The sequence below is a fragment of the Pseudoxanthomonas suwonensis J47 genome, from assembly GCF_000513955.1.
GTDB lineage: Bacteria > Pseudomonadota > Gammaproteobacteria > Xanthomonadales > Xanthomonadaceae > Pseudoxanthomonas > Pseudoxanthomonas suwonensis_C.
Window position 1 is genome coordinate 126,852 of record NZ_AZUZ01000006.1, and the last position, 25,647, is coordinate 152,498.

The 25,647-nt window shown below is 70.4% G+C and carries 19 protein-coding genes; 7 read left to right on the top strand and 12 right to left on the bottom strand.

The features are described from left to right. The first annotated feature begins 2 nt into the window (after nt 1-2). The 4 genes from glk to eda all read left to right on the top strand — a co-directional run bounded on the left by glk (nt 3) and on the right by eda (nt 4,552). The gene (glk, locus tag M503_RS0101945) at nt 3-995 is read left to right on the top strand and encodes a glucokinase (protein ID WP_155951942.1); all 993 of its coding nucleotides are present in this window, start codon (nt 3-5) and stop codon (nt 993-995) included. Beyond that, on the top strand, nt 992-1,705 hold the full coding sequence (gene pgl, locus M503_RS0101950) for a 6-phosphogluconolactonase (RefSeq protein ID WP_028919043.1): 714 nt from the start codon (nt 992-994) through the stop codon (nt 1,703-1,705). Before glk ends, pgl begins: the two co-directional genes overlap by 4 nt. Before the next feature lie 131 nt (nt 1,706-1,836). Beyond that, nucleotides 1,837-3,750, top strand: a complete 1,914-nt coding sequence (gene edd / locus M503_RS0101955; RefSeq protein ID WP_028919042.1) for a phosphogluconate dehydratase — start codon at nt 1,837-1,839, stop codon at nt 3,748-3,750. Nucleotides 3,751-3,892: 142 nt separating this feature from the next. Further along, nucleotides 3,893-4,552, top strand: a complete 660-nt coding sequence (gene eda / locus M503_RS0101960; RefSeq protein WP_028919041.1) for a bifunctional 4-hydroxy-2-oxoglutarate aldolase/2-dehydro-3-deoxy-phosphogluconate aldolase — start codon at nt 3,893-3,895, stop codon at nt 4,550-4,552. A 540-nt stretch (nt 4,553-5,092) separates the two neighbouring features. Here eda and M503_RS0101965 read toward each other — a convergent pair. The 8 genes from M503_RS0101965 to M503_RS0102000 form a co-directional block, all read right to left on the bottom strand. Continuing rightward, nucleotides 5,093-5,764: a hypothetical protein gene (locus M503_RS0101965; protein WP_028919040.1), complete on the bottom strand. Its 672-nt coding sequence runs from the start codon at nt 5,762-5,764 to the stop codon at nt 5,093-5,095. 70 nt (nt 5,765-5,834) lie between these two features. Next, nucleotides 5,835-9,011 carry a discoidin domain-containing protein gene (locus M503_RS0101970; protein ID WP_051414143.1) on the bottom strand — a complete coding sequence of 1,059 codons (3,177 nt, stop codon included), beginning with the start codon at nt 9,009-9,011 and terminating at the stop codon, nt 5,835-5,837. Nucleotides 9,012-9,021: 10 nt separating this feature from the next. Then, on the bottom strand, nt 9,022-9,858 hold the full coding sequence (locus tag M503_RS0101975) for a carbohydrate ABC transporter permease (protein ID WP_028919038.1): 837 nt from the start codon (nt 9,856-9,858) through the stop codon (nt 9,022-9,024). Continuing rightward, complete coding sequence (locus M503_RS0101980) at nt 9,855-10,733, bottom strand: carbohydrate ABC transporter permease (protein ID WP_028919037.1); 879 nt, start codon at nt 10,731-10,733, stop codon at nt 9,855-9,857. The genes M503_RS0101975 and M503_RS0101980 overlap by 4 nt, the downstream gene beginning before the upstream one ends. Further along, on the bottom strand, nt 10,730-11,992 hold the full coding sequence (locus M503_RS0101985) for a sugar ABC transporter substrate-binding protein (RefSeq protein ID WP_155951947.1): 1,263 nt from the start codon (nt 11,990-11,992) through the stop codon (nt 10,730-10,732). The genes M503_RS0101980 and M503_RS0101985 overlap by 4 nt, the downstream gene beginning before the upstream one ends. 44 nt (nt 11,993-12,036) lie before the next feature. Further along, nucleotides 12,037-13,632 carry a glucoamylase family protein gene (locus M503_RS0101990; protein ID WP_428992201.1) on the bottom strand — a complete coding sequence of 532 codons (1,596 nt, stop codon included), beginning with the start codon at nt 13,630-13,632 and terminating at the stop codon, nt 12,037-12,039. A gap of 175 nt (nt 13,633-13,807) precedes the next feature. Beyond that, on the bottom strand, nt 13,808-16,771 hold the full coding sequence (locus M503_RS0101995) for a TonB-dependent receptor (protein WP_028919034.1): 2,964 nt from the start codon (nt 16,769-16,771) through the stop codon (nt 13,808-13,810). 28 nt (nt 16,772-16,799) lie between these two features. Continuing rightward, entirely contained in the window at nt 16,800-17,855 is a 1,056-nt protein-coding gene (locus M503_RS0102000) for a LacI family DNA-binding transcriptional regulator (protein ID WP_028919033.1), read from the bottom strand. Between the two features lie 581 nt (nt 17,856-18,436). On the opposite strand from M503_RS0102000, the gene M503_RS0102005 reads away from it, so the two are divergent. From M503_RS0102005 to rluB, 3 genes are read left to right on the top strand one after another with little or no spacing between them, the layout of a single operon-like run. Then, a complete protein-coding gene (locus M503_RS0102005; RefSeq protein ID WP_028919032.1) occupies nt 18,437-19,351 on the top strand; it encodes a segregation and condensation protein A in 915 nt (304 codons plus the stop codon). A gap of 45 nt (nt 19,352-19,396) precedes the next feature. Then, the gene (scpB, locus tag M503_RS0102010; protein ID WP_028919031.1) at nt 19,397-20,305 is read left to right on the top strand and encodes an SMC-Scp complex subunit ScpB; all 909 of its coding nucleotides are present in this window, start codon (nt 19,397-19,399) and stop codon (nt 20,303-20,305) included. Continuing rightward, nucleotides 20,305-21,825 (top strand): 23S rRNA pseudouridine(2605) synthase RluB, encoded by a 1,521-nt coding sequence (rluB, locus tag M503_RS0102015; protein ID WP_028919030.1) that lies wholly within the window; start codon nt 20,305-20,307, stop codon nt 21,823-21,825. Before scpB ends, rluB begins: the two co-directional genes overlap by 1 nt. A gap of 118 nt (nt 21,826-21,943) precedes the next feature. Here the strand turns inward: rluB and M503_RS0102020 are convergent, their stop codons facing one another. The 4 genes from M503_RS0102020 to M503_RS0102035 all read right to left on the bottom strand — a co-directional run bounded on the left by M503_RS0102020 (nt 21,944) and on the right by M503_RS0102035 (nt 25,535). Then, nucleotides 21,944-22,378 (bottom strand): hypothetical protein, encoded by a 435-nt coding sequence (locus M503_RS0102020; protein ID WP_028919029.1) that lies wholly within the window; start codon nt 22,376-22,378, stop codon nt 21,944-21,946. A gap of 753 nt (nt 22,379-23,131) precedes the next feature. Continuing rightward, entirely contained in the window at nt 23,132-23,932 is an 801-nt protein-coding gene (locus M503_RS0102025; protein WP_028919028.1) for an amidohydrolase, read from the bottom strand. 27 nt (nt 23,933-23,959) lie between these two features. Further along, nucleotides 23,960-24,358, bottom strand: coding sequence for a hypothetical protein (locus tag M503_RS0102030; RefSeq protein ID WP_028928073.1), 399 nt, complete (start codon nt 24,356-24,358; stop codon nt 23,960-23,962). Nucleotides 24,359-24,377: 19 nt separating this feature from the next. Then, entirely contained in the window at nt 24,378-25,535 is a 1,158-nt protein-coding gene (locus M503_RS0102035; RefSeq protein ID WP_028919026.1) for a pyridoxal phosphate-dependent aminotransferase, read from the bottom strand. Between the last annotated feature and the right edge of the window lie 112 nt (nt 25,536-25,647).

Genomic DNA, 25,647 nt, shown 5'->3' on the forward strand with positions numbered 1-25,647 from the left:
GCATGGCCGGCCACCTGCTGATCGCCGACATCGGCGGCACCAACGCACGCTTCGCCCTGGCCGATCCGGACGCCAGCGTGCCGCTGCTGGACGACAGCGTGCGCGAGTTCGCCGTCGCCGATTTCCCGTCGCTGGCCGATGCCGCCCGTCACTACCTGGACCAGGCCGGCGCCGAAGCGCGGCGCGGCGTGTTCGCCGTGGCCGGGCGCGTCGACGGCGACGAGGCGCGGATCACCAACCACCCGTGGGTGATCTCGCGTACCCGCACCCGCGACATGCTCGGTTTCGAGCAGGTGCATCTGATCAACGACTTCGCCGCGCAGGCGATGGCGATCAGCCTGTTCCGCGCCGAGGACGTGGTGCCGATCGGCGGCACCGGCTGGACCCCTGCCCCGCTGAGCGAACCGCGCACCTACGCCGTGCTCGGCCCGGGCACCGGCCTGGGCGTGGGCGGGCTGATGATCCGCGACGGCCGCTGCTATCCGCTGGAGACCGAAGGCGGCCACGTCAGCTTCCCGCCCGGCACGCCGGAAGAGACCCGCATCCTCGAGATCCTCTCCGCGCAGTTCGGCCGCGTCTCCAACGAACGCCTGATCTGCGGCCCCGGCCTGGTCAACATCCACCGCGCCCTGTGCGAGATCGCCGGCGTCGACCCCGGGCTGCTGGAACCGAAGGACATCACTGCCCGCGCCGCCGCCGGCGACGCCCTGGGCATGCGCGCGGTGGACGTGTTCTGCGCGGTGTTCGGCGCCATTTCCGGCGACCTGGTGCTGACCCTCGGCGCCTGGGACGGCGTGTTCCTCACTGGCGGGCTGGTGCCGAAGATGCTCGATTCGCTGCGCCACTCCGGCTTCCGCCAGCGCTTCGAGTACAAGGGCCGGTTCTCGCCGAACATGGCCCGCGTGCCCTCGCTGGCGGTGATGCACCCGCGCGCCGGACTGCTCGGCGCGGCGGCCTACGCGGTCGACCTGCTGAAGCGCGAGGTGGCGGCATGAAGCCGGACCCGCGCGTCGAGTGGTTCGAACACCGCGACGCCGAGGCGTGGATCCACGCCGTGGCCGCGGACATGGAACGCATCCTCGCGGTCGAGCTGGCGATCCGCGGCGCCGCGCGCATGCTGCTGTCCGGCGGCACCACGCCGGCGCCGGTCTACGAGCAGGTCGCGGTCGCGCCGCTGGACTGGCAGAAGGTCACCGTCGGTCTGGTCGACGAACGCTGGCTGTCGCCGCGCGACAGCGCCAGCAACGCCCGCCTGGTGCGCGAGAGCCTGCTGGAACGCGCCGACGTCGGCCATTTCGAACCGCTGGTGCGCGAGGGCCTGACCCTGGCCGAATCGGTGCACGCGGCCAACCTCGAGGCCGGCCACGCCGCCGACGCCTGCCTGGCGGTGCTGGGCATGGGCAACGACGGCCACACCGCCTCGCTGTTCCCCGGCTCGGCCGACCTGGAGCGCGTGCTGGCCAGCGACCAGCCCTACGCCGCCCTCGATGCCACCGGTTGCCCGGTGGCCGGCGAATGGCCGCTGCGCATCACCCTCACCCCGGCCGGCCTGGCGCATACCCGCCACCGCCTGCTGCTGCTGCGCGGCGAGGCCAAGCGCGAGGTGTTCGAACGCGCGCTCGCCGGCGACGACGTGCGCGAGCTGCCGATCCGCGTGGCGCTGGGCATCGGCATCGAGCCGCTGCGGGTGCACTGGTGCCCCTGAGCTGCGCCGCCGCGCGGCGCGCAGGCCGCGGTTCAACGCGACTCCTGCATGCTGTGCGTGGAATCGCCCCCGGCTCCTGCCCGGAATGACCCCGCAGGCCTTTCCCCCACGGTTTCCACTGCCCCAAGCCCATGAACCTGCATCCCCAGATCGAAGCGGTCACCGAGCGCATCCGCAGGCGCAGCGCGCCCTCCCGCGCCGCCTACCTGGCCGGCATCGAGCAGGCCGTGCGCAACGGCCCCAACCGCACCCCGCTCAGCTGCGCCAACCTGGCCCATGTGTTCGCCGCCTGCGGCGAGCACGACAAGGCCCGCCTGCGCGGCGCGGCCACGCCCAACCTGGGCATCATCACCGCGTACAACGACATGCTCTCGGCGCACCAGCCGTACGAGCACTATCCCGAGCGCATCCGCGCCCTCGCCCGCAGCCTCGGCGCCACCGCCCAGGTCGCCGGCGGCGTGCCGGCGATGTGCGACGGCGTCACCCAGGGCCGCCCGGGCATGGAGCTGTCGCTGTTCTCGCGCGACGTGATCGCCCAGGGCACGGCCGTGGGCCTGAGCCACGACGCCTTCGACGCGGCGCTGTACCTGGGCATCTGCGACAAGATCGTGCCGGGCCTGCTGATCGGCGCGCTGGCCTTCGGCCACCTGCCGGCGCTGTTCGTGCCGGCCGGGCCGATGCCGCCGGGCATTCCCAACAAGAAGAAGGCCGAGGTGCGCGAGCGCTACGCCGCCGGCGAGGCCACCCGCGAGGAGCTGCTGGAAGTGGAGGCGCAGTCCTACCACTCGCCGGGCACCTGCACCTTCTACGGCACCGCCAACTCCAACCAGGTGCTGCTGGAGGCGATGGGCGTGCAGCTGCCGGGCAGCTCCTTCGTCAACCCGGGCACGCCGCTGCGCGAGGCGCTGGACGAGGAAGCGGTGCGCCGCGTGCTGCAGATGACTGCGCTGGGCGACGACTACCGTCCGCTGGGCCGGCTGATCGACGAGCGCGCCATCGTCAACGCCATCGTCGCACTGATGGCCACCGGCGGCTCGACCAACCACACCATCCACTGGATCGCCGTGGCCCGCGCCGCCGGCATCGTCCTGACCTGGGACGACATGGACCAGATCTCGCAGGTGGTGCCGCTGCTGGCGCGCGTGTATCCCAACGGCGAGGCCGACGTGAACCGCTTCCAGGCCGCCGGCGGCGTGCCCTTCGTGTTCCGCGAGCTGCTCGAAGCCGGCCTGATGCACGACCTCGCCACCGTGGTGCCGGAAGGCATGCGCGCCTACACCCGGGAGCCGCGGCTGGAGAACGGCGTGCTGGCCTCCGCCCCGTCGGCGACGGTGTCGGCGGACGAGACCGTGGTGCGCACCGTGGCCGCGCCGTTCGAGGCCCAGGGCGGCCTGCGCCTGCTCCGCGGCAACATCGGCCGCGGCCTGATCAAGCTGTCGGCGGTGAAGCCCGAATACCGCTTCATCGAGGCCCAGGCGGTGGTCGTGGACGCGCCGCAGAAGCTCAACAAGCTGCATGCCGCCGGCGTGCTGCCGCGCGACTTCGTCGCCGTGGTCACCTACCAGGGCCCGCGCGCCAACGGCATGCCGGAGCTGCATTCGCTGGCGCCGCTGCTGGGCATGCTGCAGAACCAGGGGCGCAAGGTCGCGCTGGTCACCGACGGCCGCCTCTCCGGCGCCTCCGGCAAGATCCCGGCGGCGATCCACGTGACGCCGGAAGCGGCGCGTGGCGGCGCGATCGGCAAGGTCCGCGACGGCGACATCGTCCGCCTCGACAGCGAGGCCGGCACCCTCCAGGTACTTGTCGATCCGCAGGAGTTCGCCGCGCGCGAAGTGGCGCCGAACACCAGCCCGGTCGCCCACGACCTGGGCCGCAACCTGTTCGCCTTCAACCGTGCCAACGTCGGCCCGGCCGACCAGGGCGCGCTGTCGATCTCCTGCGGCCCGCCGGCGCACGACGGCAGCGCCTGGGACTACGACGCCGAGTACGAACTCGGCTGCGACAGCGAAGCCGCGCTGGCGCCGCACGATTCGAAGGACGCCTGAGTCCGCGCGTGGCGCGCCGCCTGCCGGCGCGCCTTCGCCGGCAGCGACCGCACGTTGATGGATGCAGCCGCAACCGGCGTCCGTCCCTGCAATGCAGCCGGGTAGAATCGCCCTACCCTCGCATCCTGGAGTTCCACGCCCCATGAGCATCGCCGACACCCAGTCCCAGGCCGAACAGCTGCTGCGCAGGTCCGGCATCCTGCCGGTCGTCACCGCCGACAGCGTCGACGAGGCGCGCAAGCTGTCCGCCGCGCTGCTCAAGGGCGGGCTGACCGCGATCGAGCTGACCCTGCGCACGCCGGCCGCGCTCGATGCGCTGGTCGCGCTGAAGAAGGAGCTGCCGGGTATTGCCGTGGGCATGGGCACGGTGCTCACCGTCGAGCAGATGCAGAAGTGCATCGAGCTGGGTGCCGACTTCCTGGTTACCCCCGGCACTCCGCCGGAGCTGGCCGATGCGCTGGCCAAGGCGCCGATCCCGGTCGTGCCGGGCGGCGCCACGCCGACCGAATTCCTGTCGCTGATGGCGCGCGGCTTCCGCGTGTGCAAGCTGTTCCCGGCCACCGCGGTTGGCGGCATCACCATGCTCAAGGGCCTGGCCGGCCCGCTGGCCGACCTCAGGATCTGCCCCACCGGCGGCATCACCGAAGACACCGCGGCCGAGTTCCTCTCCCAGCCCAACGTGGTCTGCGTCGGCGGCTCCTGGATGGTGCCGAAGAACTGGCTCAAGGCCGGTGAATGGGACAAGGTCGAGGCCAGCGCCGCCAAGGCGGCGGGCATCGTCGCTTCGGTCCGCGCCCGCTGACGCAAAGCCCCTCTCCCACCGGGAGAGGGGTTGGGGAGAGGGTCGGTGTGCCGGTGCCGCCATATCCCCACGCGCACTCCTTCCCGCAGGAGGTCGCGACACCTCGTGCTGATCCATGTGCTTATGGCCACCGCCCCGGATGCGCTTCGCTTATCCGGGCTACAAGGGTCGGATAAGGCCGCGGGCCGCATCCGGGGTGCCATGGCTGGCTACGTATGAGGCACCAGCCTGGAGCCCCTCTCCCACCGGGAGAGGGGAGCAAGAACGAAGCCGCGAGCCAAACATGCCGAAAGACGCGGTAGCGCGGGGGTATGCCGCAAGCAGCACATGACGTGCTGCGTTCGCGCGTTGGAGCAGGACGCGGAACCGCGCGATGCGGCATACCCCGTGCTGCCGCGGCTCCGTCCGAAGCCGATGCCCCAAACGCTGTTGCTGTTGCTGTTGCGTAACCCGGAAAGGTCGCACCGCATCCGGGCGACTGCCTGCCATTCCTGGCCAAGCGCGTGTCGCACATCCCCGGATGCGCTGCGCTTATCCGGGCTACGGATCGAGCGAGAGGAGCAGGCGCTGGGCGCGCCAGACCCAGGCCTGGAGCAGATACCAGAAGGCCAGCAGCAGGCCGAGCTGCCATTCGAGTGCGTTCTCCAGCCGGTCCTGACGATCACGGTCCTGCATCAGCGCGTCGGCAACGACGTTGACCGCGCCCAGCAGCAGCATCGCAATGCAGACCGCCAGCATCGCTCCCCATGGGATGCGCTGCAGTGACCGCACGCTTCCACGCCAGCGTCGCAGGAACAGGAGCTGCGCCAGGTAACCGCAGCCGAAGAACACCGTGATGCCGTAGCGGCGCAGGAATCCGTAGGCCGCGCCTTCGGTGCCGAGGAAGACAGCGTAGACGCCCAGCGCCACCGCGGCCGCGGCACCCAGGGCCGCCAGCAGGCGCGACGGTGCGCCTGCACCAACCCAGCGCGAAGCCAGCCACCAGTGCGCCGCCAGCAGCACCGCGCATGGCAGCACCAGCAGCCGGAACAGGTGGTTGCCCAGTCCGTGCCGTGCCGCCCGGCTGATCGAGGTGCAGCCGTCCCAGTACGGATTGCAGGGCTCGATGTAGCCGGCGCGCAGCGACAGCCACCAGGCCAGGTGCGCGGCCACGAGCAGCAACAGCGCGATCGCCAGCGGGAAGGTCCACAAACGGATGGCCACCTGCGCCATGCCACCTCCAGTCACGCAGCGGGACGCCCGCTGCGACGCCTGCTCGATCGCCAGTGGGCCGCCCTGCCGGTTACGGCGTGTCGCCCACCTCGATCCGCACCTTCGCTCCCGGCCGGTAGATGCGCAGCTCGCCGTTCGACCACTTCGCCGGGCGGCCATCGATGGTCGTGGCGCCCGGCGGGCCCGGATACGGCCAAGGCAGCACCAGCCCGCCACGCGGGATCCCGCTGCCCTCGTCCACCTGCAGCTCGAGCCAGCGCCCGTCGCGGCGCAGCGAATAGCCCAGGCGGCCATGCGGCGTGTACAGCCCCTCGACCGCCATGCCCTCGCCTTCGAACCAGGCCACCGGCACGCCCGCGGCCAGCACCAGGCTGTCGTCGCGCTCGCGCGCATAGGCGAACATGTCCAGCGCCGAGCGCAGGAAGTCCGAGGCCACCCATGCGTGCGGCAGGTCGCCGACGAAGAACGGCTTGCGCTGCGTCGAGGACACCACCTCGGCCCACTGGTTCCAGTGCTTCGGCGCGCGGTCGGCGAAGAAGTACTCCACCACTTCCCACGCCCGCTCGCGCCAGCCCAGGCGGACGAAGGCGGCGACGTTGCGCCACTCGTACGGCGTGTAGTCCTTCCATTCGCGCTGGCCGTCGCGGCGCTGCACGAACTCGCGCCAGTAACGCTCGAAGGTGTTCTCCAGCAGGTCGCGCGGCAGCCAGTCCTGCTCGCCGCCGGGCGCCAGCGCGATCGTGGTCGAGGTCGGGTCGAAGTCGCCCAGCTCGGCCGCGCCGGGCAGGTAGTCGATACCGTGGCGGCGCGTCGCCGCGCGCAGCGAGGCGGCCAGGTCGGCGCGGAACTGGTCGCGCGCGGCGGCCATGCGCCGGGCGTCGGCATCGCGCCCCAGCGCCTGCGCGATCTCCACCGCGTCCTTGTAACCGCGCAGCGCCCAGAAGTTGTCCCAGTACGAGTGCATCGGCTTGGCCGAATAGCCCTCGTGGCTGATCGACACAGGCATCATCCCGTAGAACGCCGGGTCGAGCCCGCGATTGGCCTCGGTGCGCTCGCTGGCGCGCAGCTCCTCCATGTAGGCGAACGCGCCTTCCACGTGCGGCCACATCGTCTCCAGGAAGGCGCGGTCGCCGGTGTAGCGCCAGTACTCGGCGATGTTGAAGATCAGCTCGCCATGGCTGTCGTTCTCCGGCACCGGGTCGCTGCCGCGGTCATCGACGCAGCACGGCACCTTGCCGTTGTCGAACTGGAACGGCGCGTACCACTCCAGGTAGTCGCGCACCACCTCGGGCCGGCCCAGCCGCAGCAGGCCTTCGGAGATCATCGCGCCGTCCCGGATCCAGCTGCGCGAATAGGAGCGCGTGCCCGGCTGCAGCCGCGCACCGACCCGCGAGACCAGCATATGCGCCAGCGCGGTATGCACGGTATCCGCGAAGGCCTGACCCTCCGCCGGCAGGCGCAGCCGGACCTGGCCCAGCAGGTCGCGCCAGTACGCCTCTGCCTCTGTCGTCGCGCGCTTGGCATCGAAACCCTCCGGCAACCGCGCTGCACCGGACAGTGGTGCCACCAGCGCGACTTCGCGCGATTCGCCCGGGGCCAGCCGCCAGCGGTACAGCAGCATGCCCGAGGCCAGGCCGGTGGGATCGTCCACTTCGGTCGCCGCGGGGATGTCGTCGCCCGCCAGCCGCATCACCTCCAGCCCCGCATCGAAGGGCGTGGCGAAGCCTGCATCCGGCGCCTGCGCCGCGAACACCCGGGGACGTCCGTCCACCGCCACGGTGCTTCCGTTGATCGCCAGCTGCCTGATCGGGCTCACGCCGCCGATGGTGTTGAGGAACTGGCTCGGCGGGTTGACCTGCAGCGGCCGCACCGCCAACGCCAGCACGAGATCGCGCGGCTGCGGATGCGGATTGGTCAGGCGGTAGCGCGCCACCAGCTGCGACTCCTCTGCCGTACCCCGGGCGAAAGCGAGCACCTCCAGCAGCGGCTTCGCGCCCGCGGCCGCCTCCGGCAGTGTCCAGGTCACGTGCGGCATCGGCAGTCCGCCGTCCGGCAGGCCCTGCCCGGTGCGCACGTCGGCCCAGCTGAGCAACCGGCCGTCGTCGACCACGAACGGCTCGATGCTGAAGCCGCCGCGCGCTACTTCGACCGCGCCGTCCTCGCCGATGAGGCCCTGCTCCACCCCGCCATCGATGCCGACGATGGTCCAGTACGGCTGTTCGCCGCTGAACCCGCGCGGCAGCCAGCCGCGCGGCAGGTCGGCGGCCACCGCCTTGATGAAGTCGTTCGGATGCGCGGAGAAGGCCAGCGGCTGCACCTGCGCCTCGGCCAGCGCGTAGCGCACTCCCTCGAGCACCAGGGCAATACGCCGCGCCTCGGTTTCGGGCAATGCGATCCAGTCGGTCTTGCCAAGTCCCTGGTCGACGCGGCGCACCTCGCGCCAACTGCCGCCGGGCAGGTCTTCCAGCTCGATGCGGTAGCGCGCCGGCCGCCGCCCTGCATCGGCCCAGTGCAGCCGCAGCCCGCCGAACTCGCGCACTTCGCCCAGGTCCAGCACCAGCCGCTGGCTGCCGCGGGCCTCCCAGGCAGTGGCCAGGTCGCCATCGATCGCACGGCCGGCGGTGGCCTGCGAGCTGCTCGCCTCGACCGCCACCGCCTTGGGCGGCGTCACCGGATCCGGCGGCAGCACTTCCAGCGCCAGCTGGTCGAAGCACACCGAACCGGCGCCGCCGGCGTTGTTGTAGATGGTGAACTCGACCTTGGCGCTGCGTCGCAGGACCTTGTCGGGGTCCGGTCCCCAGGCCTTGTCGATATGGCGCTTGCGGTAACGGACCCCGGTCCACTCCGCCGGGAAGGCGAAGCGCGGCCGGTTCACCCACCACACGTTGTCGCCGCTGGCGTCGACCAGCTTGAACTGCAGGTCGTTGGCCGGCGAATCGCCGCGCAGCTGGAAGCTGAAGCGGTAGTTCTCCGGGAACTCCAGCGGCAGGTCGCGCTGGATGCCGACGTAGCCGGACACGCCGTTGAAGTCGTAGTCCAGGCACAGCGCGCCGCCCTCGACGCCCTCGATCCGGCGGATCGAACCGCTGACCTGGTTGGAGGTGACCACGCGCCACGGCGTCGGGTCCTCGAAGCCGTCGAGGACTTGCGGCTGGGCCTGCGCCGCAGGCGGGGCGAACGCCGCGGCCAGCAGCAGCGCCCAGCCGGTCCCGCACACCGCGCCATCCACGCCCGTCCGCACCGCCATCACCGCCACCTCAACCCTTGACGCTGCCCAGCAGCAGGCCCTGTATGTAGTAACGCTGCAGCACCAGGAACAGCAGCAGCACCGGCAGCACGGTCACCACCGCGCCGGCCATCATCATCTCCACGTCCATGATGTGCTCGCGCGACAGCGAGGCCAACGCCACCGGCAGCGTGTAGTGCTCCTGGTCGGTCAGCACGATCAGCGGCCACATGAAGTCGTTCCACGCCGCCATGAAGGTGAAGATGGCCAGGGTCACCAGCACCGGCTTGAGCATGGGCAGGACGATGCGGAAGAAGATCCGCCACTCCCCCGCCCCGTCGATCCGCGCCGCTTCCAGCAGTTCGTCGGGGATCGAGCGCGCGTACTGGCGCACCAGGAAGATGCCGAACACGCTGGCCAGCGCCGGCGCCACCACGCCGCCGTAGCTGTTCACCAGGCCCAGCTGCTTCATCATCAGGAACAGCGGCAGCATCGCCACCTGCGCCGGGATCACCAGCGCCGCCAGCAGCAGCTGGAACACCCGCTCGCGGCCGGCGAAGCGCAGCTTGGCGAAGGCGTAGCCGGCCAGGGTGTTGAACAGCAGCGAGCCCAGGGTGATCGCCGAGGACACCAGCAGGCTGTTGGCGAAGTTCCGGGCCATGCCGGTGCGCGCGAACATCTCGCGGTAGCTGTCGAAGCTGGCCTGCGACGGCAGCAGCGGCGGCGGGAAGCGGCTGGCCTCGCCGGCCGGCATGAACGACACCGCCACCATCCACAGCAGTGGCGCCAGGCTGACCACGGCCAGCGCCAGCAGCGCGCCGTTGACCAGCAGCCCGTGCCAGCGCGACTGCCCGACCTCGCGGCTCATACCAGCTCCTTCCGGCGGCCCAGCCGCAGCAGCAGCGTGGTCACGCCGAGGATGATCAGGAACAGCAGGAACGCCACCGCCGAGGCGCGGCCCAGGTTCCACCACTTGAAGCCTTCCTCGAACATGAAGTACAGCACGCTGACCGTGCTCTGCAGCGGGTCGCCGCGGGTCATCACGTAGGGCTCGGCGAACAGCTGGAAGTAGCCGGACACGGTGATCACCCCGACCACCAGCAGCACCGGCCCGAGCTGCGGCAGGGTGATGTGCAGGAACTGCTTCCAGCGCGAGGCGCCGTCGATCCGCGCCGCCTCGTACAGGTCGCGCGGGATCGCCTGCAGCCCGGCGAGGAAGATCACCATGTTGTATCCGAAGTTCTTCCACACCGCGAACAGGATGATGGTCGGCATCGCCCAGCGCGGGTCGCCCAGCCAGTCGACCGGGCCGATGCCCGCGTGGCCCAGCGCCCAGTTCACCAGGCCGTAGCTGGTGTGGAACAGGTAGCGCCAGATCACCGCAACCGCCACCAGGGTGGTCACCACCGGGGCGAACAGCGCGGTGCGGAACAAGGCCCGGAAGCGCGCGGCCGGCGCGTTGAGCAGCAGCGCCGCGCCCAGCGAGACGGCGATCGATAGCGGCACGCCGACCACCACGAAGTAAGTGGTGTTCCACAGCGCCTTCCAGAACATCGGCGTGCGCAGCAGCTCCAGGTAGTTGTCCAGGGCGACGAAGCGCAGGTCGCCCATGTCGGCCAGGGCGTAGAGGTCGAAGTCGGTCAGGCTCAGCGCCAGCGCCGACAGCACCGGCAGGCCGAAGAACAGGCCGATCACCAGCAGTGCCGGCGCGGCGAACACCCATCCGGCCAGGGACGGCTTCATGGCGTGCTCCCTGCCGCGGCGGCCGCACGATCGCGTTCGCGCAGCCAGCGGCGTTTCTCGAGGATCGCGTCGACCCGCTCGTCCAGCTCGCGCAGCGCCTGGTCCTGCGACTGCCCGCCGCGGACCACGCGTTCGCTGGCGATGCGCATTTCCTGGGCGATGCGTTCCCACTCCAGCACCCGCGGCGCCGGGCGCACCCGCTCCAGCTGGTCACGGAACGCGCGCGACAGCTCGTCACCAGCCAGCTCCGGGTGCTCCCAGGTGCTGCGCCGCGGCGGCAGGTCGCCGATCAGGGCGTGGAAGCGCTGCTGGATGTCCGGCCGCGACAGGAACTCGACGAGCTTCCAGGCCTGTTCCTTGCGCGGCGAGTCGCGGAACACCACCAGGCTGGTGCCGCCGGCGATGCCGGCGCCCGGGCCGTCGGGACCGGGCAGCGGCATCGTGCCCCACTGGCCTGCCAGCGCCGGCGGCTGGCGCTTGCGGAACTCGCGGATGTTCCAGGGCCCGGACAGGTAGAACGCGTAGAAGCCGTTGAAGAACTCGTCCCAGACGTTGGAGATCTGGGTCTCGGACATCTTCGGCGCCCAGCCCTGCTCGAACGTGTTGGCGTAGAACGCCATCGCCCGGCGGAAACCGGGGCTCTGGAAGTTGCCGCGGGTATCGTCGTCGCGCAGCAGCGGATCGTCCTGCTGCAGGCCCAGCGACAGCAGCTGCTCGAACTCGTTGACCGGCATCAGGATCGCATAGCGGTCCGGGCCGACGTGGCGCTTCACCGCGGCCATCGCCTGTTCCCACTCGGCCCAGTCGCGCGGGTTCTCCGCCACGCCGGCCTCGCGCAGCAGGTCGCGGCGGTAGAACAGCAGGCGCGTGTCCACGTACCAGGGGATGCCGATCAGCTCCCCGTCGATCACGCTGGTTTCCCACACGCCGGGGAAGTAGTCGGCCTGCTCGACCACCGCCGAGGCGTCGACCGAGGCCTGCAGCGGTTCCAGCACGCCCAGCGCGGCGAACTCCGGCAGCCAGGTATTGCCGAGCTGGCACACGTCCGGCAGCGCCTCGGCGGCGAAGGCGGTCAGCAGCTTCTCGTGCGCCGCCGACCACGGCACCTGCTGGATCTCCACCTTGATGCCGCTCTCGCGCTCGAACTCGGGCAGCAGCGTCGCCACCACCTCGGCCTCGCGACCCATCGCCCAGAAACGCAGCGGCTCGTCCTGCTGGTGGCCGCAGCCGGCCAGCAGCAGCGATGCCAGCATCACCATCACGGCGACGCCCGGCAGTGCCCGCAACCGGCGCATGCGCCCGCTCACTCTGGCGGCTGCGCCCGGTTGCTGGCGGGCTGGTCGTGCTGCTTCTGCGCCTCGGCGGCCGCCGCGCGCGACTCGGCCACGCCCAGCGCGCGGGCAGCCGCGGAACCCGGCGCGGCATCGTCCACCGGCACGGCTTCCTCGTCCTCCGGGGCCAGCCAGCCGCCGCGGAAGCCGGCGCGCTCCAGGCCGCGACGGATGTACGGGTTCTTCTTCATCACCGACCAGACGAACTCGTTCCGGTAGTTGGCGATCATCGCCAGGATCGGGCCCTGGTCGATGCCGATGTAGTCGCTGGCGACCCAGCCCTTGCCCGGCACCAGGCGACCGGTCTTCAGCGGGATGTCGAACTCGAAGCTGGGATTGAACGAATCCAGGAAGCCGTAGCTGGAGTACAGGTAGTCGCCGTAGCGGCGGTGCATCTCCTCGGTGGCCGGGATCACCACCTCCGGCGCGAACACGATCGAGGAGATCGCCGCGGTCGGGACGATGGTGCCGTCGTCGAAGTTCTCGCGCAGGCCGGCGCCGCGCGAGGAATAGTGGCGGAACTCGCGCTCCTCGCCGCGGTAGATCTGGCGGGTGTTCTGCGGGCCGTCGCCGGCGGTCAGGCCCCACACGTTCTCGCCGTAGTCCTTCCACTTCATCGGGTTGGCGATGGCGTATTCGCGCTGGGCCAGGGCGGCGCGGCGGCTGTTGAGGAAGTAGTCGATCCCGCGCGCCCGCATGTACTGGTCCTGGATGTCGCGGAAGTCGATCCAGACGTGGCTGTACTGGTGGCCGAACAGCGGCCCGAACGACAGGTACTCCTGGCCGTAGTACACGCCCCAGTCGTGGTCGTAGGTGCGGGTCCACACCGTCCACGCGTCCGGGTCCACCGGGTGGGTGGGCGAGCCGAGCGCCAGCACGTACAGCAGCATGGCCTCGTTGTAGCCCATCCAGTCGTGCTCGATGAAGCCGCTCTCGGGGAACCAGCCCATCGAGATCAGCGGCTTGCGCTGCTGCAGCCAGGTCCACTCCACCTTGCGGTAGAGCTGGTCGGCCAGGCGCCGGATCTCGCGCTCGCGCGGGTCGTCGCCCTCGTAATACGACTGCGCGAACAGCACGCCCATCATCAGCAGCGCGGTGTCCACGCTCGACAGTTCCACCCAGCTGTCGTAGCGGTGGCCCTGCTGCATGTCCAGGAAGTGGTAGTAGAAGCCGTGGTAGCCGCCGCGCCCGGTGCGCTGCGGGCCCTGCGGGATGTCGCGCAGGAAGCGCAGCGTGGTAAGGGTGCGGTCGACTGCCTGGGTGCGGCTGATCCAGCCGTTCTCGATGCCGATCGGGTACGCGGTCAGGGCGAAGCCGATCGAGGCGATGCTGGCGAACGGCCGCGACGGGTAGCGGTCCGGGGTCAGGCCGTTCTGTTCGTTGGTGACGTCCCAGAAGAACTGGAAGGTGCGCTTCTCGATGTCGCGGAACAGCGGCGGCAGTTCCGGCCGCGGCGGGCGCTCGGGCAGCACCGGCTCGATCAGGATCACGTCGGGCTTCGGCGGCGGCGGCGCGGCGGGCGGCGGTGGCGGCTCACGGCCACAGGCGGCCAGCAGCCACATTGCCATGGCCAGTCCCGCCGCGATTCCCAGTTGCCGCCATTTCACCCTTGCGCCCTCGATGCCACGCCACTCCCCCGCCCTGCCAGGTTGTCCGCCACGCCGCGGACCGGCGGCGGCGGGAAACGCGACGACCGTCCCCGGCGGGAGAGGTGGCCGGGGGCGGCCGCCGCGCTTTTCGCGCTCACCAGTCGATGCCGATGCCCAGCTTGAACGTCCGGGTCGGGAAGGCGATGGCGTTCGGCGTGCCCCAGAGCGGATTCTGCGGCTCGCCGGCGCCACCGCGCCAGTCCTCGTACCCGGAGTAGTTCGACCAGTTGAACACGTTCAGCACGTCGAAGCGGATCCGCAGGGCGATATTGCTGCCGGTGTCGAACACCTTCTCCATCGCCAGGTCCAGCTGTTTGAAGTCCTCCTTCGGGGTGTAGGCGTCGAAGTGGCAGAACGCCCAGGCCGAGACGTTGCAGTTCTGGTAGTAGCGCGGGGTCGCGTCGGACCACACGCCCTTGCCGGAGAAGGTCAGGCCCCACGGGCCATCCCAGATGCCCGTCAGCACCACCCGGTTCTCCGGGACCTTGCCGGGGAACCAGCCGTAGTCCTCGATGAACTCGGCGTTGAACGCGCCCGGCCACCCGTCGATCGGGCTGTTCTGCTCCGAATCGGTCCAGGTGTAGGCCAGCGTCGCGCCCCAGCCGGAGTTGCGCGTGTACGGCTTCTCCAGCTTGACGTACACCGACCTGGTCCGGGTCTCCAGCGCGTTCTGCGCCAGGATCAGGTTGGAGAACGGGGCGAAGCCGATGCCCCACGGCGGCGGATCGCTGGCGCCCGGCGGATCCGGCGGGAAGAACAGCCCGTCGTCGCGGCGGTTGCCCAGCAGGAAGGCGATGCCGTCATGGCTGCGCACGTACGAGTACATCACCTCGGTGTTCCAGTCGTGCCCCCACACCTCGAACATGTTGCGCATGCCCAGGCTGTACTGGTCCGAGTACGGCACCTCGAGGTTGTTGTTGTTGAGGAAGATCTCGCGGCTGCCGGCCACCGAGGACGCGCGCAGGAACTCCGGGTCGAAGTAGCGCGGATCCCATTCGCGGCAGGTCGCGCTGGTGGCGGTGTCGCACGGGTGCAGCGGAGTGTTGAAGTCGTAGGTGTACTGGCCCCAGCTGCCCTTGGAGATCTCGTTCTGCAGGAAATCGAACAGGTTGCGGTCGTAGGAACGGCCGGCGCCGCCGAAGACCACGTGGCGCTGGTCGGCGTTGATGTCGTACGAGAAGCCGAAGCGCGGCGCCCAGTTGTTGCGGTCCGGGTCGCGGTTGCCGCCGGTGCTGATGTAGTCGTTGATGTCGATGCCCGAGTTGGGCAGGTTGGCGTTGGAGTTCTGCAGCGCGGTGACCACCTCGGCCGGGGTCACGTAGTCCTCGTAGCTGGGCGTGCTCTCCCCGTCCCAGCGCACGCCCAGGTTCAGGGTCAGGCGTTCGTTGACCTCCCAGTCGTCCTGGATGTACAGGCCCAGCTGCTTGTTGCCCGAGGTGACCGTGCCGTCGCCGTAGCCGGCCACCGGCGCGCCGAACTCGACGTGGGTCGGCACGCTCAGGCTCTCGTGGATGTCGTAATAGAACTGCGGGTTGTACTTGTTCTGCTCCAGCGTCTCCAGGTCGACCCGCTTGTACTTGATGCCCATCTTCACGGTATGGCCGGAGAAGCCGGTAAAGGTCAGGTCGTCCTGGAACGACCAGCCCTTCTGGCCCTTGTCCTGGTAGTTGTCGCCGCCGCCGCTGCGGACGATGGTGTCCCACCAGTTGCCGTCGCTGAGGAAGTAGCCGGGCTCGAACCGCGCCGGCTGCGGGCTCCAGAACGCGTCCTCCCAGGTGACGTGCGCGTCGTTGAGCCAGTCGCCGAAGGTCCACTGCCAGCGCAGGTCGACGCGGGTCTCCTCGTTGGTGTTGAGGGTCGCGGCCGGCGGCAGGCGCTGCCCTTCGACCTGGATGGTCTCGCTCTCGTCGCGGTACTTGCCGGTCAGCTCGAAGTAGTGGTTCTCGCCGATCGCCCAGTCGATCTTGGCGAAGTACAGGTCTTCCTTGAACGGCGAGGTGTAGGTACCGGTGCCGTACTGCGCCTGCAGGTCGGCCGGCAGGTCGCCGACGCCAAAGCCACGGCCCAGGTTGAAGGTGCGCGGGCTGCTGAACTCCTTGGCCTCGTAGGCGACGAAGAAGTGCGCCACGTCGGGGATGATCGGGCCGCCGAAGGAGACGCCGTACTGCTCCTGCTTGCTCACCGCCTTGGTCGCGCCCTCGCGCTCCTCGAAGCGGCTGCGCGAGCGCCAGCCGGTGTGGGTGCGGTCCCAGAAGAAGCTGCCCTCGAACTCGTTGCTGCCCGAGCGCGTCGCCGCGACCACCGCGGCGCTGCTGAGCTGGTCGTACTCGGCCTTGTAGTTCTGGGTGATGACCTTGTACTCGCCGATCGCCGACTGCGGGAACGGGTTGCCGCGGCTGGTGTCCTGGCCGCTGATGCCGCCGGTGGTGACGTAGTTCTTCTGGCCGACGCCGTCGATGAACACGTTGACCGCGTTGGCGTTCTGGGCGCCCGAGCGCAGCCGGGTGTTGCCGCTGGCGTCGGTGATGAACTGCACGCCCGGCACGGTGTCGGCGAAGGCGAGGAAGTTGCGGCTGTTCTGCGGCAGCGACTCGATCTGCTTGTTGCTGATGTAGGTGGCGACCTCGGAGGTGCGCGTCTCCACCGCGGTGCCGACGACCTGCACCGCATCCAGGGTGGTGGCTTCGCCCGGCGTGGCGGTCTCGGCCACGCCGCCCACGCCCAGGTCCAGGGTCGCGGTCTGGCCGACCTGGACGGTGATCTCGCGGCTGGTCGCCTGGCCGGCGGCCTGCACTTCGATGCGGTAGGTACCGGGCGGCAGGCCAGCGACGGCGTAGTTGCCGCCGGCGCCCACGCGCGCGGTGCGGCGCAGGCCGGTGGTGGTGTTGACCACGGTCACCACCGCGTCGGTGGCGGGCGCCGAATCGGCCATGACGTGGCCGCGGATGGTGGCGCCGGTGCTCTGGGCCATCGCCGGTGCCGCGCCCAGCGCGATGCAGGTGGCCAGCGCCACGGTAAGAAGGCTTCGAGCAGGTCTGCTCTCTCGCTTGCCATTCATGTTGCGTCCCTCCCAGGATGGTGCAGCGTCAGGATTTCTTCTTCTGTCTGCCGGGCGTCGTGGCGGCGGTTCGCGGACCACCGCTGGACTGGCGCACGACCAGTTCCGGCAGCAGCACGTGGCGTTCGTCGGTGGCCGCTTCGTCGCTCTCGATCTGGGCCAGCAACCGCTTCAATGCGTTGGCGCCAAGCTCGGTGATACTCACCCGCATCGTCGTCAATGACGGGTGAACGAAGCGCGCCAAAGGAATGTCGTCGAAGCCCGCGAGGGCGACGTCGCGCGGCACTTCCAGGCCGGCCTGCGCGAACGCGTAGAGACAGCCCAGCGCCATCATGTCGTTGGCCGCGAAAACCGCGTCCGGACGTTGCGCCGGATCGCCGGCGGCGATCGCGCTGCCGGCGCGGAAACCGGAGGCCTCGTCGAAGTCGCCGGCGAACTCGCTGCCGCGTGCGCCCGCATGCGCGGCGATCGCGTCGCGGAAGCCGCGCAGGCGTTCGCGTGCGTCGTGGTTGAGCTCCGGTCCGCCGATGAAGGCGATATGGCGATGGCCGAGCGACAGCAGGTGTCCGGTCATCGCCATCGCGCCGGCGTGGTTCTCGATCTCGAAGACCGGCCAGGCCGGCTCGGGCAGCTGGGTGCTGATCAGCACCACCGGCAGCGGCTGCGGCAGGTTCTCGGCGAGGAAGCCAGGCTGCTCGGCATACGGCGACATCACCAGCAGGCCGTCGACCCGCCCGCGCATCGCGCGCAGCGCCGCGGCCTGTTCTTCCGGGTCGCCGTGGTAGCTGGACAGCAGCAGGTGGCGGCCGGAGGCGCGGGCCACCGAGTCGATGCCGCGGATCAGTTCGGAGAAGAACTCGCCGTGCAGGTCCGGCAGGACCACGCCGATGGTCTGGGTGCTGCGGCTGCTGAGGCTGCGCGCCGCCGCGTGCGGGCTGTAGCGCAGCCGCCGCGCGACCTCGAACACCAGCTGGCGGACCGGCTCGGCCACGTTGGTGTGGCCGTTGAGCGCGCGCGACACGGTGGCCACCGAGACATTGGCCTCGCGCGCGACGTCGCGGATCGTGACCGCCTGGCGCCCCATCCGTTCCTCTCCGGTCGTACTTTCGGTCGACGGCCGCGAATGTAACCGCTTACAGGACACTTGCAAAGAGCTTGCGCGCACGGATTAGCCTAATGCCTACAGGCACATAGAACGTGAATCTGATATTGCAGCGCAGCAATGCCGCACGTGCAGCATACATATGTCTCCACGGAATGCCCGATGCCACCCGACCTGGCAGGTGGATTCGATGTACGGCGCCCGTCCGGGCCGCCACGCGGGCGTTCCGGCCTGCTGGACAGCACCCGGCCCGGCGCGTACCCTTGGCTCACACGTTGGCCGGAAGCAGCGGCCCGCCGGCAAGGGAACACCAGGGGACAGCCCGTCACATAGGGATATTCCGGGCACCTGCCACTCCCGGCGACCGATCGCTGCCCCTCCCCGCCACACGCAGACGACCTCCCCGGCTATCGGCCACCGCCCTCCTGCGGTGCCGGGCCTGACTTGATGTGCACGTATCGAAGGCGCCGTCCCCGGCTGTTCCCGGCGACGTCCGCCACCGCAGGCGCGGCACGCCCCGTATGGCGTCGCCCGTTTTCCGTTCCGGGCTGGCTTCCGAGCAGATGAGTTCCGAACCCGCGCAAGACGCGACCCCGACAACGCAGGCGCCCACCGCCCCGCAGCAGCAGGAGATGCCGCTGGCGGTCGTGCATGGGCAGCCGCTGCTGCAGATCCCGCAGGACCTGTACATCCCGCCGGACGCGCTGGAAGTCATCCTCGACGCCTTCGAAGGTCCGCTGGACCTGCTGCTGTACCTGATCCGCCGCCAGAACCTGGACATCCTGGACATCCCCGTCGCCGAGATCACCCGGCAGTACGTGGACTACATCAACGTGATGCAGGACCTGCGCTTCGAACTGGCCGCCGAGTACCTGGTCATGGCCGCGATCCTGGCCGAGATCAAGTCGCGCATGCTGCTGCCGCGGCCGCCGGCGGAGGAAGGCCAGGAGGAGGACCCGCGCGCCGAGCTGGTCCGCCGCCTGCAGGAGTACGAGCGCTTCAAGCAGGCCGCCGAGGACCTGGACGCCCTGCCCCGCCTCGACCGCGACACCACCCCGGTGCAGGCCTTCGTCCCGGACCGCGCCGTGGTCAAGCTGCCGCCGCCGGTCGACCTGCGCGAAATGCTGCTGGCCCTGCACGACGTGCTCAAGCGCGCCGAGCTGTTCAGCGGCCACCACATCAAGCGCGAGGCGCTGAGCGTCCGCCAGCGCATGGGCGAAGTGCTGCAGCGCTTGGACGACGGCCAGTTCCACCGCTTCGAGGCGCTGTTCAGCGCCGAGGAAGGCCGCCTCGGCGTGCTGGTCACCTTCCTCTCCCTGCTGGAGCTGGCCAAGGAACAGCTGCTGGACATCGTCCAGGACGCCCCGCTGGCGCCGATCTACGTGCGCTCGCTGGCGGTCGGCAACACCAACGAACCGCTGCAGTTCCACAGCGAGTTCGACGACGGCGACGCCGCCAACGAGCCGGCCGCGGGCTGAGCCCGCGAACCCTGCCATCCCCATCCACCAGAACCTGCGAGATCCATGGACCAGGCGCTGATCACCCGCATCGTCGAGGCCGCCCTGCTGGCCGCCAACCAGCCGCTGGCGCTGGCCCAGCTGCACGGGCTCTTCCCCGAGGACGACCCGGCCCCGCCGGGCAGCGTCGAGGCGGCGCTGGAGCACCTGCGCGAGGCCTGCGCCGACCGCGGCATCGAGCTGGTCGAGGTCGCCTCCGGCTTCCGCTTCCAGGTCAAGGCCGACGTGCACCCCTGGGTGGCGCGGCTGTGGACCGAACGCAAGACCCGCTACACCCGCGCCACCCTCGAGACCCTGGCGCTGATCGCCTACCGCCAGCCGATCACCCGCGGCGAGATCGAGCAGGTCCGCGGCGTGGCGGTCAGCAGCAACATCATCCAGGCGCTGGAAGAGCGCGAGTGGATCCGCGTCGTCGGCCACCGCGACGTGCCGGGCCGCCCGGCGCTGTACGGCACCACCAAGGCGTTCCTGGACTACTTCGGGCTCAAGCGCCTGGACGAACTGCCGCCGCTGTCGGAACTGAAGGACATCGGCGAACTGGAACCGCAGCTGCCGCTGGATCCGGACGCGGCCCCGGCCCCGGCTGGCGTCGCCAACGACGACGCGCCCGCCGGACCTGGCGAAGCGGCGAACGATGCACCGGCCGGCGAAGGCGCGGACGACGCGACTGCCGCCGGTGCCGGTGAAGCGGCCGGCGACACCGGCAGCGATGCCAGCGAAGACACGCAGGACGGCGACGAAGCCGTCTCCAACGAATCCACCGGCGACCGCGCCGGCGATGACGAACAGGAAGAGCCCGCGGACGCCGACGACGGCGATGCCGGCGAGCCCGCCTCCACACCGCCCGAAGCCGAGCAGGCCGAAGGTCCCGCAACACAGGCCGACGATGAAACGTCCGGCCGGAGCACCAACTGATGAACGCACCTACCCCCCGCAAGCCCCTCGGCAAGCTGTCGCTCAAGCGCGGCGAAGAAGCCGCCGCCGCGCCCGCCGCGAAGATCGAGGAGCGCCTGCACAAGGTCCTGGCCCAGGCCGGGCTCGGCTCGCGCCGCGCGCTCGAACAGCGCATCGCCGACGGCCTGGTCAAGGTCAACGGCGAGACCGCCCAGGTCGGCCAGAGCATCCGCAGCGGCGACCGCGTCGAACTGGACGGCAAGGCCTTCGTCGCCTCCGCCCTGACCGAGCCGGCGCGTGTGCTGGTCTACAACAAGCCCGAAGGCGAAGTGACCACCCGCGAGGATCCCGAAGGCCGCCCGACCATCTTCGAATCGCTGCCGCGCCTGAAGGGTGCGCGCTGGATCGCGATCGGCCGCCTCGACATCAACACCACCGGCCTGCTGCTGCTGACCACCGACGGCGAGATCGCCAACGCGATGATGCATCCGTCGCACGAGGTCGAGCGCGAGTACGTGGTGCGCGTGCGCGCCCCGGAAGGCCAGGAGAACGTGCCGGACAACATCGTCGACCGCCTCGCCCGCGGCGTCGCCCTGGAGGACGGCCCGGCCAGGTTCGAGCAGATCGAGCGCATCGGCGGCACCGACTCCCACGACTGGTTCAAGGTCGTGGTCAAGGAAGGCCGCAACCGCGAAGTGCGCCGCCTGTGGGAATCGCAGGGCTGCCAGGTCAGCCGCCTCAAGCGCACCCGCTACGGCGACATCAGCCTGCCGCGCGAACTGCTGCGCGGCCACTCGCAGGAGCTGCCGGCCGAGCAGGTCGAGGCGCTGCGCAAGTCGCTGCAGCTGGAAGACGCCGGCAGCTCGACCCTGACCCTGCTGCCGGTGATCGGCCAGCGTCGCGCCGCCAAGGCCACCGTGCACGTCGGCAGCGGCCGCGGCACCGGCCAGGCCTACGTCAACGGCCACAACACCGCCGATGAAGGCCGCGAGCTGCGCCGCTTCGACCACGTCCGCGAGGACCGCCGTGGCGGCCGCGGCGGCAAGAAGCCGCACGGCGGCCTGACCGTCAGCGGCGAGCAGGCGGCCAAGCAGTCGCAGAAGCCGTTCAAGCAGCGCAAGCAGAAGGGCGCGCTGAAGCCGCTGCCGGAAGGCAATCCGGCCGCGTTCCGTACCTGGTACGTGCCCGAAGGCGTCAGCACCGGCCCCAGCGGCCATCGCAACGCCGGCCCGGGCGGCGGCGGCAAGCGCTTCGGCAAGGGTGGTGGCGGCGGTGGCGGCCAGGGCCAAGGCCAGGGCCAGAACGCGCGCAAGGCCGCGCGTCCGTACGGCCATCCGGGCAATGCCCCGCACTTCCCGTCCGACCACGCCACCCCGGGCAGCCAGGCGCCCGGCGGCAACCGCGGCCCGCGCGGCGCGGCGCGGCCGGGCGGCAACCGCCCCGGCGGCCAGCGTCCGGGTGGCGGTGGCCCGCGTCCGGGCGGTCGCCCCGGCGGCGGCGCCCCGCGCGGCGGCAACCGCGGTCCGCGCGGCCAGGGTTGAGTTTCCGCCCAGGCACGAACGCAGAACGGCCCGACGCGAGTCGGGCCGTTCCTGTTCTGGCTTCCGGATTTACGGGCGAAAGGACCTGCGCCCGCAGGTCCGCATCAGCCTGCGCGGATCAGCGCGGCTCGATCACGAACTTGCCGAAGGCCACGCCGATGTCCCAGCCCTTGCCGGTACCGGCCAGCGCCAGCGACACCTCGCCCTTGGTCATCACCTGGGCCTTGCTCGACTTCACCGCGCCGGCGTGCGCCTCGGCCGCGGCGTAGGTACCCAGCGTCTCGCGGATGCTGTGCACCCCGGAGAACTCGCCCACGCCGTTCTCGATCCGCGACTTGCCGAAGGTGATGCCGCCGCCCTTGGCGCTGACCTTCACCGGCATGCTCGTGCCGTTGTCGCAGGTGACCGTGCCGCTGCCCTGCTGGGTCTTGTAGAACGCCGACCACCCGGACATCGTGAAGTGCAGCTTGCAGTCGACATCGCCAGCCGCCTGCGCGGCCGGCGCGATCGCCAGCGCCAGCAGGCCGGCAACCAGGACTCGGGGGAATCGCATCATGTGTGCTCTCCGTGACGTGCCGGCACCACACCGGCGGGATGGCCGGCCGAGCATATAGCACGCGCATGTCGTGGCCCCATGCAGAACGGCATGGCCAGGTCGGTGACGGTTCAGGCGCCGGATAGCCCCTCCTGCCGCCGTGGTGGAGGCGACGTTTTTGCGCGCCACTGGCACGCACGTCGCTGAATGCCCGCGTCCTATGACGGGCACCGGGGCGCGGAGCGGGGCCGGGAATGGGTAGGCATTCCGACGTCACCGGGATCCCGACCCTCACCCCTAACCCCTTTCCCGGCGGGAGAGGGGGACACAGAACGGAGCCACGACCCTAAAGCGCCGAAAAGACGCGGTAGTGCGGGGGTATGGCGCAGCAGCACATGGATGTGCTGCGTTCGCGAACGCGGTGCGAGCGGTGAGTCGGCTGGCGCGTGGCGACGCGCCAATCCTCGCCAGCGCGCCAGTTCATTCCCGGCGCGGATGGCGGAACCGCGCGATGCGGCATACCCCCGCGCTGCCGCGGCTCCGTCCGAAGCCAGCCAACGGAAAGACACTCTTCCACCTAGCGGGTCGCGGTGGTGCGGGAGGTGGCTGGCGCGTGGCGACGCGCCAGACGTCGCCAGCGCCCCAGTTCATTCCCAGCGCCCCGGCGCTACCGCGGCTCCGTCCGAAGCCGAGCACATCGACACTTCGGCTCACCAGGCGTTGCTGGCCCCCCTACCCTCACCCCTGCCCCTCTCCCGGCGGGAGAGGGGTTCACCCCCGCAGCTCGAACGCGTCGGCGTCCAGCATCGCCGGGAAATGCTCGCGGTGCGCCGCCAGGGCGGCCGCCGAGATCGTCGAAGTGGCCACCTGCTCGCGCCCGTGCAGCTCCACCTGCGGCTGGCCGAGGAAATCGATCACCGCGCTGTCGCCGTCGTAGGCCAGGCCGTTGCCGTCGGTCCCGATCCGGTTCACCGCCGCCACGTAGCACAGGTTCTCGATCGCCCGCGCCCGCAGCAGCGTCTTCCACGCATGCGCCCGCGGCGCCGGCCAGTTGGCCACGAAGATCTGCAGGTCGAAGTCCAGCGCCCCTTCCCGCTCCACGCCGTAGCGGTTGCGGCAGAACACCGGGAAACGCAGGTCGTAGCAGACCTGCGGATTGATCCGCCAGCCCTTCCATTCCAGCACGAGGCGCTCGCGCCCCGCCGCATAGCGCTTGTGCTCGCCCGCGTAACGGAACAGGTGGCGCTTGTCGTACCACTGCAGCCCGCCGTCCGGCGTAGCCCACAGCAGGCGGTTGAACACGCCCTCCGGCGTGCGCAACTGCACGCTGCCGGTCACCGCCGCATCCAGCGCCTTCGCCTGCGCGCGGATCCACTCCACCGTCGGCCCCTCCATGCCCTCGGCGCGATCGATGGCGTCGTTGGAGAAACCGCTGGTGAAGGTCTCCGGCAGGATCACCAGGTCGGTCGTGCCGGCCAGCGGCGCGAGCAGCGCACCGTAGTAGGCGCGGTTGGCCGCCGGGTCATGCCAGCGGGTGTCGCCCTGGACGAGGGAGATGCGAAGGTCGTTCATTCGTTGGTTGAACCTCTGGTGAGGGTGCTATGTGTTATCCGGCTTGCGGATGCCTTCGTCCCCGCCGGCTCGATCGCTGTCAGCCGTGCCTGCATCGGCGCCACCACCGGCACCCCGCTGGTTTCGGGTCCGCCGCCTCCGGAGGACCAGTTGCCATGTCGCCAGGCCCGCGGCGACTGCCACGATTGCAGCGGCGACCGGGCGCGGCAGCAGATGCAGGGTCAGGAACATCGTGTTGAGCGAGACAAGCAGCGGGACCGCCAGTGCCAGGAACATTTCCAGGCGCGACATCATGGACGGGAAGCCGAACAGCCGCCCCGACAACAGGCGCGGCGCGAACCGCATCACCACGAGCCCAAGCAGGCTCGCCAGGGCCACAAGGCCCATGGCCGCGGCAAAGACCTTGTCCGACAGACTGGGTTCCACCGTCGCCCTCTCCTCGCGATCAGAGTCCCTTCAACCGCTCGATCGCCGCGTCCAGCGTGGCCTGGTTCTTGGCGAAGCACAGCCGCGCCAGGCGCTGGCCCGGCGGCGGGTTCTCGTAGAACGGCGACAGCGGGATCGCCGCCACGCCCTTCTCCACGGTCAGCCACTTCACGAACTCGTGGTCCGGCAGGTCGCTGACTTCCGAGTAGTCGACCAGCTGGAAGTAGCCGCCCGGTACTGGCAGCGGCTTCAGCCGCGTGCCCAGCAGCTGCTCGCGGAAGTGGTCGCGCTTGGCCTGGTAGAACGCGCCCAGCTGCTCGTCGTGCCCGGGCTCGTCGCGGATCATCGCCGCGAACGCGTGCTGCGCCGGGGCGAAGGTGCAGAACACGTTGTACTGGTGGACCTTGCGGAACTCCGCGGTCAGCGCCGGCGGCGCGATCGCGTAGCCGACCTTCCAGCCGGTGCAGTGGTAGGTCTTGCCGAAGCTGGACACCACGAAAGCGCGCTCGCGCAGCTCGGGCCAGCGCAGCACCGATTCGTGGCGGCGGCCGTCGAACACGATGTGCTCGTAGACCTCGTCGGAGACCAGCAGGATCCCGGTGCCGCGCAGCAGCTCGGAGAGCGCCTGCATGTCGTCGGCCGAGAACATCGCCCCGGACGGGTTGTGCGGGCTGTTGATCATCAGCAGCCGGGTCTTCGGGGTGATCGCCGCGCGCACGCGCCCCCAGTCGACCGCGAAGGTCGCCGGATCCAGTGGCACGTGCACCGCGCGCGCGCCAGCCAGGTCGATCGCCGGTTCGTAGCAGTCGTAGGCCGGGTCGAGCACGATCACTTCCTCGCCCGGGCGCACCACCGCGTGGATCGCGTTGAAGATCGCCTCGGTGGCGCCGCTGGTGACGGTGACCTCGCTGTCCGCATCGACCTGCGCGCCGTAGCAGCGCAGCGCCTTGCCGGCGATGGCCTGGCGCAGCGCCGGGATGCCGGTCATCGGCGCGTACTGGTTGTGGCCTTCGCGCATGGCCCTGTCGAGCTCGTCGACCAGCCGCTGCGGCACCGCGAAGTCCGGGAAGCCCTGGCCGAGGTTGACCGCACCGTGCTCGGCCGCCAGCTGCGACATCACGGTGAAGATGGTGGTGCCCACCCGGGGCAGCTTGGTCGGCGGGGTCTGCAGCGGCATCGTGTTCGACGGAATACGTTGGGAGGGCCGAGTGTACGCAATGCCGCCGGGCGGGGATGATGAGGCATGGCGCACAAGTACATTCCAGGCATGAGACCGGGCGTCGGCACCC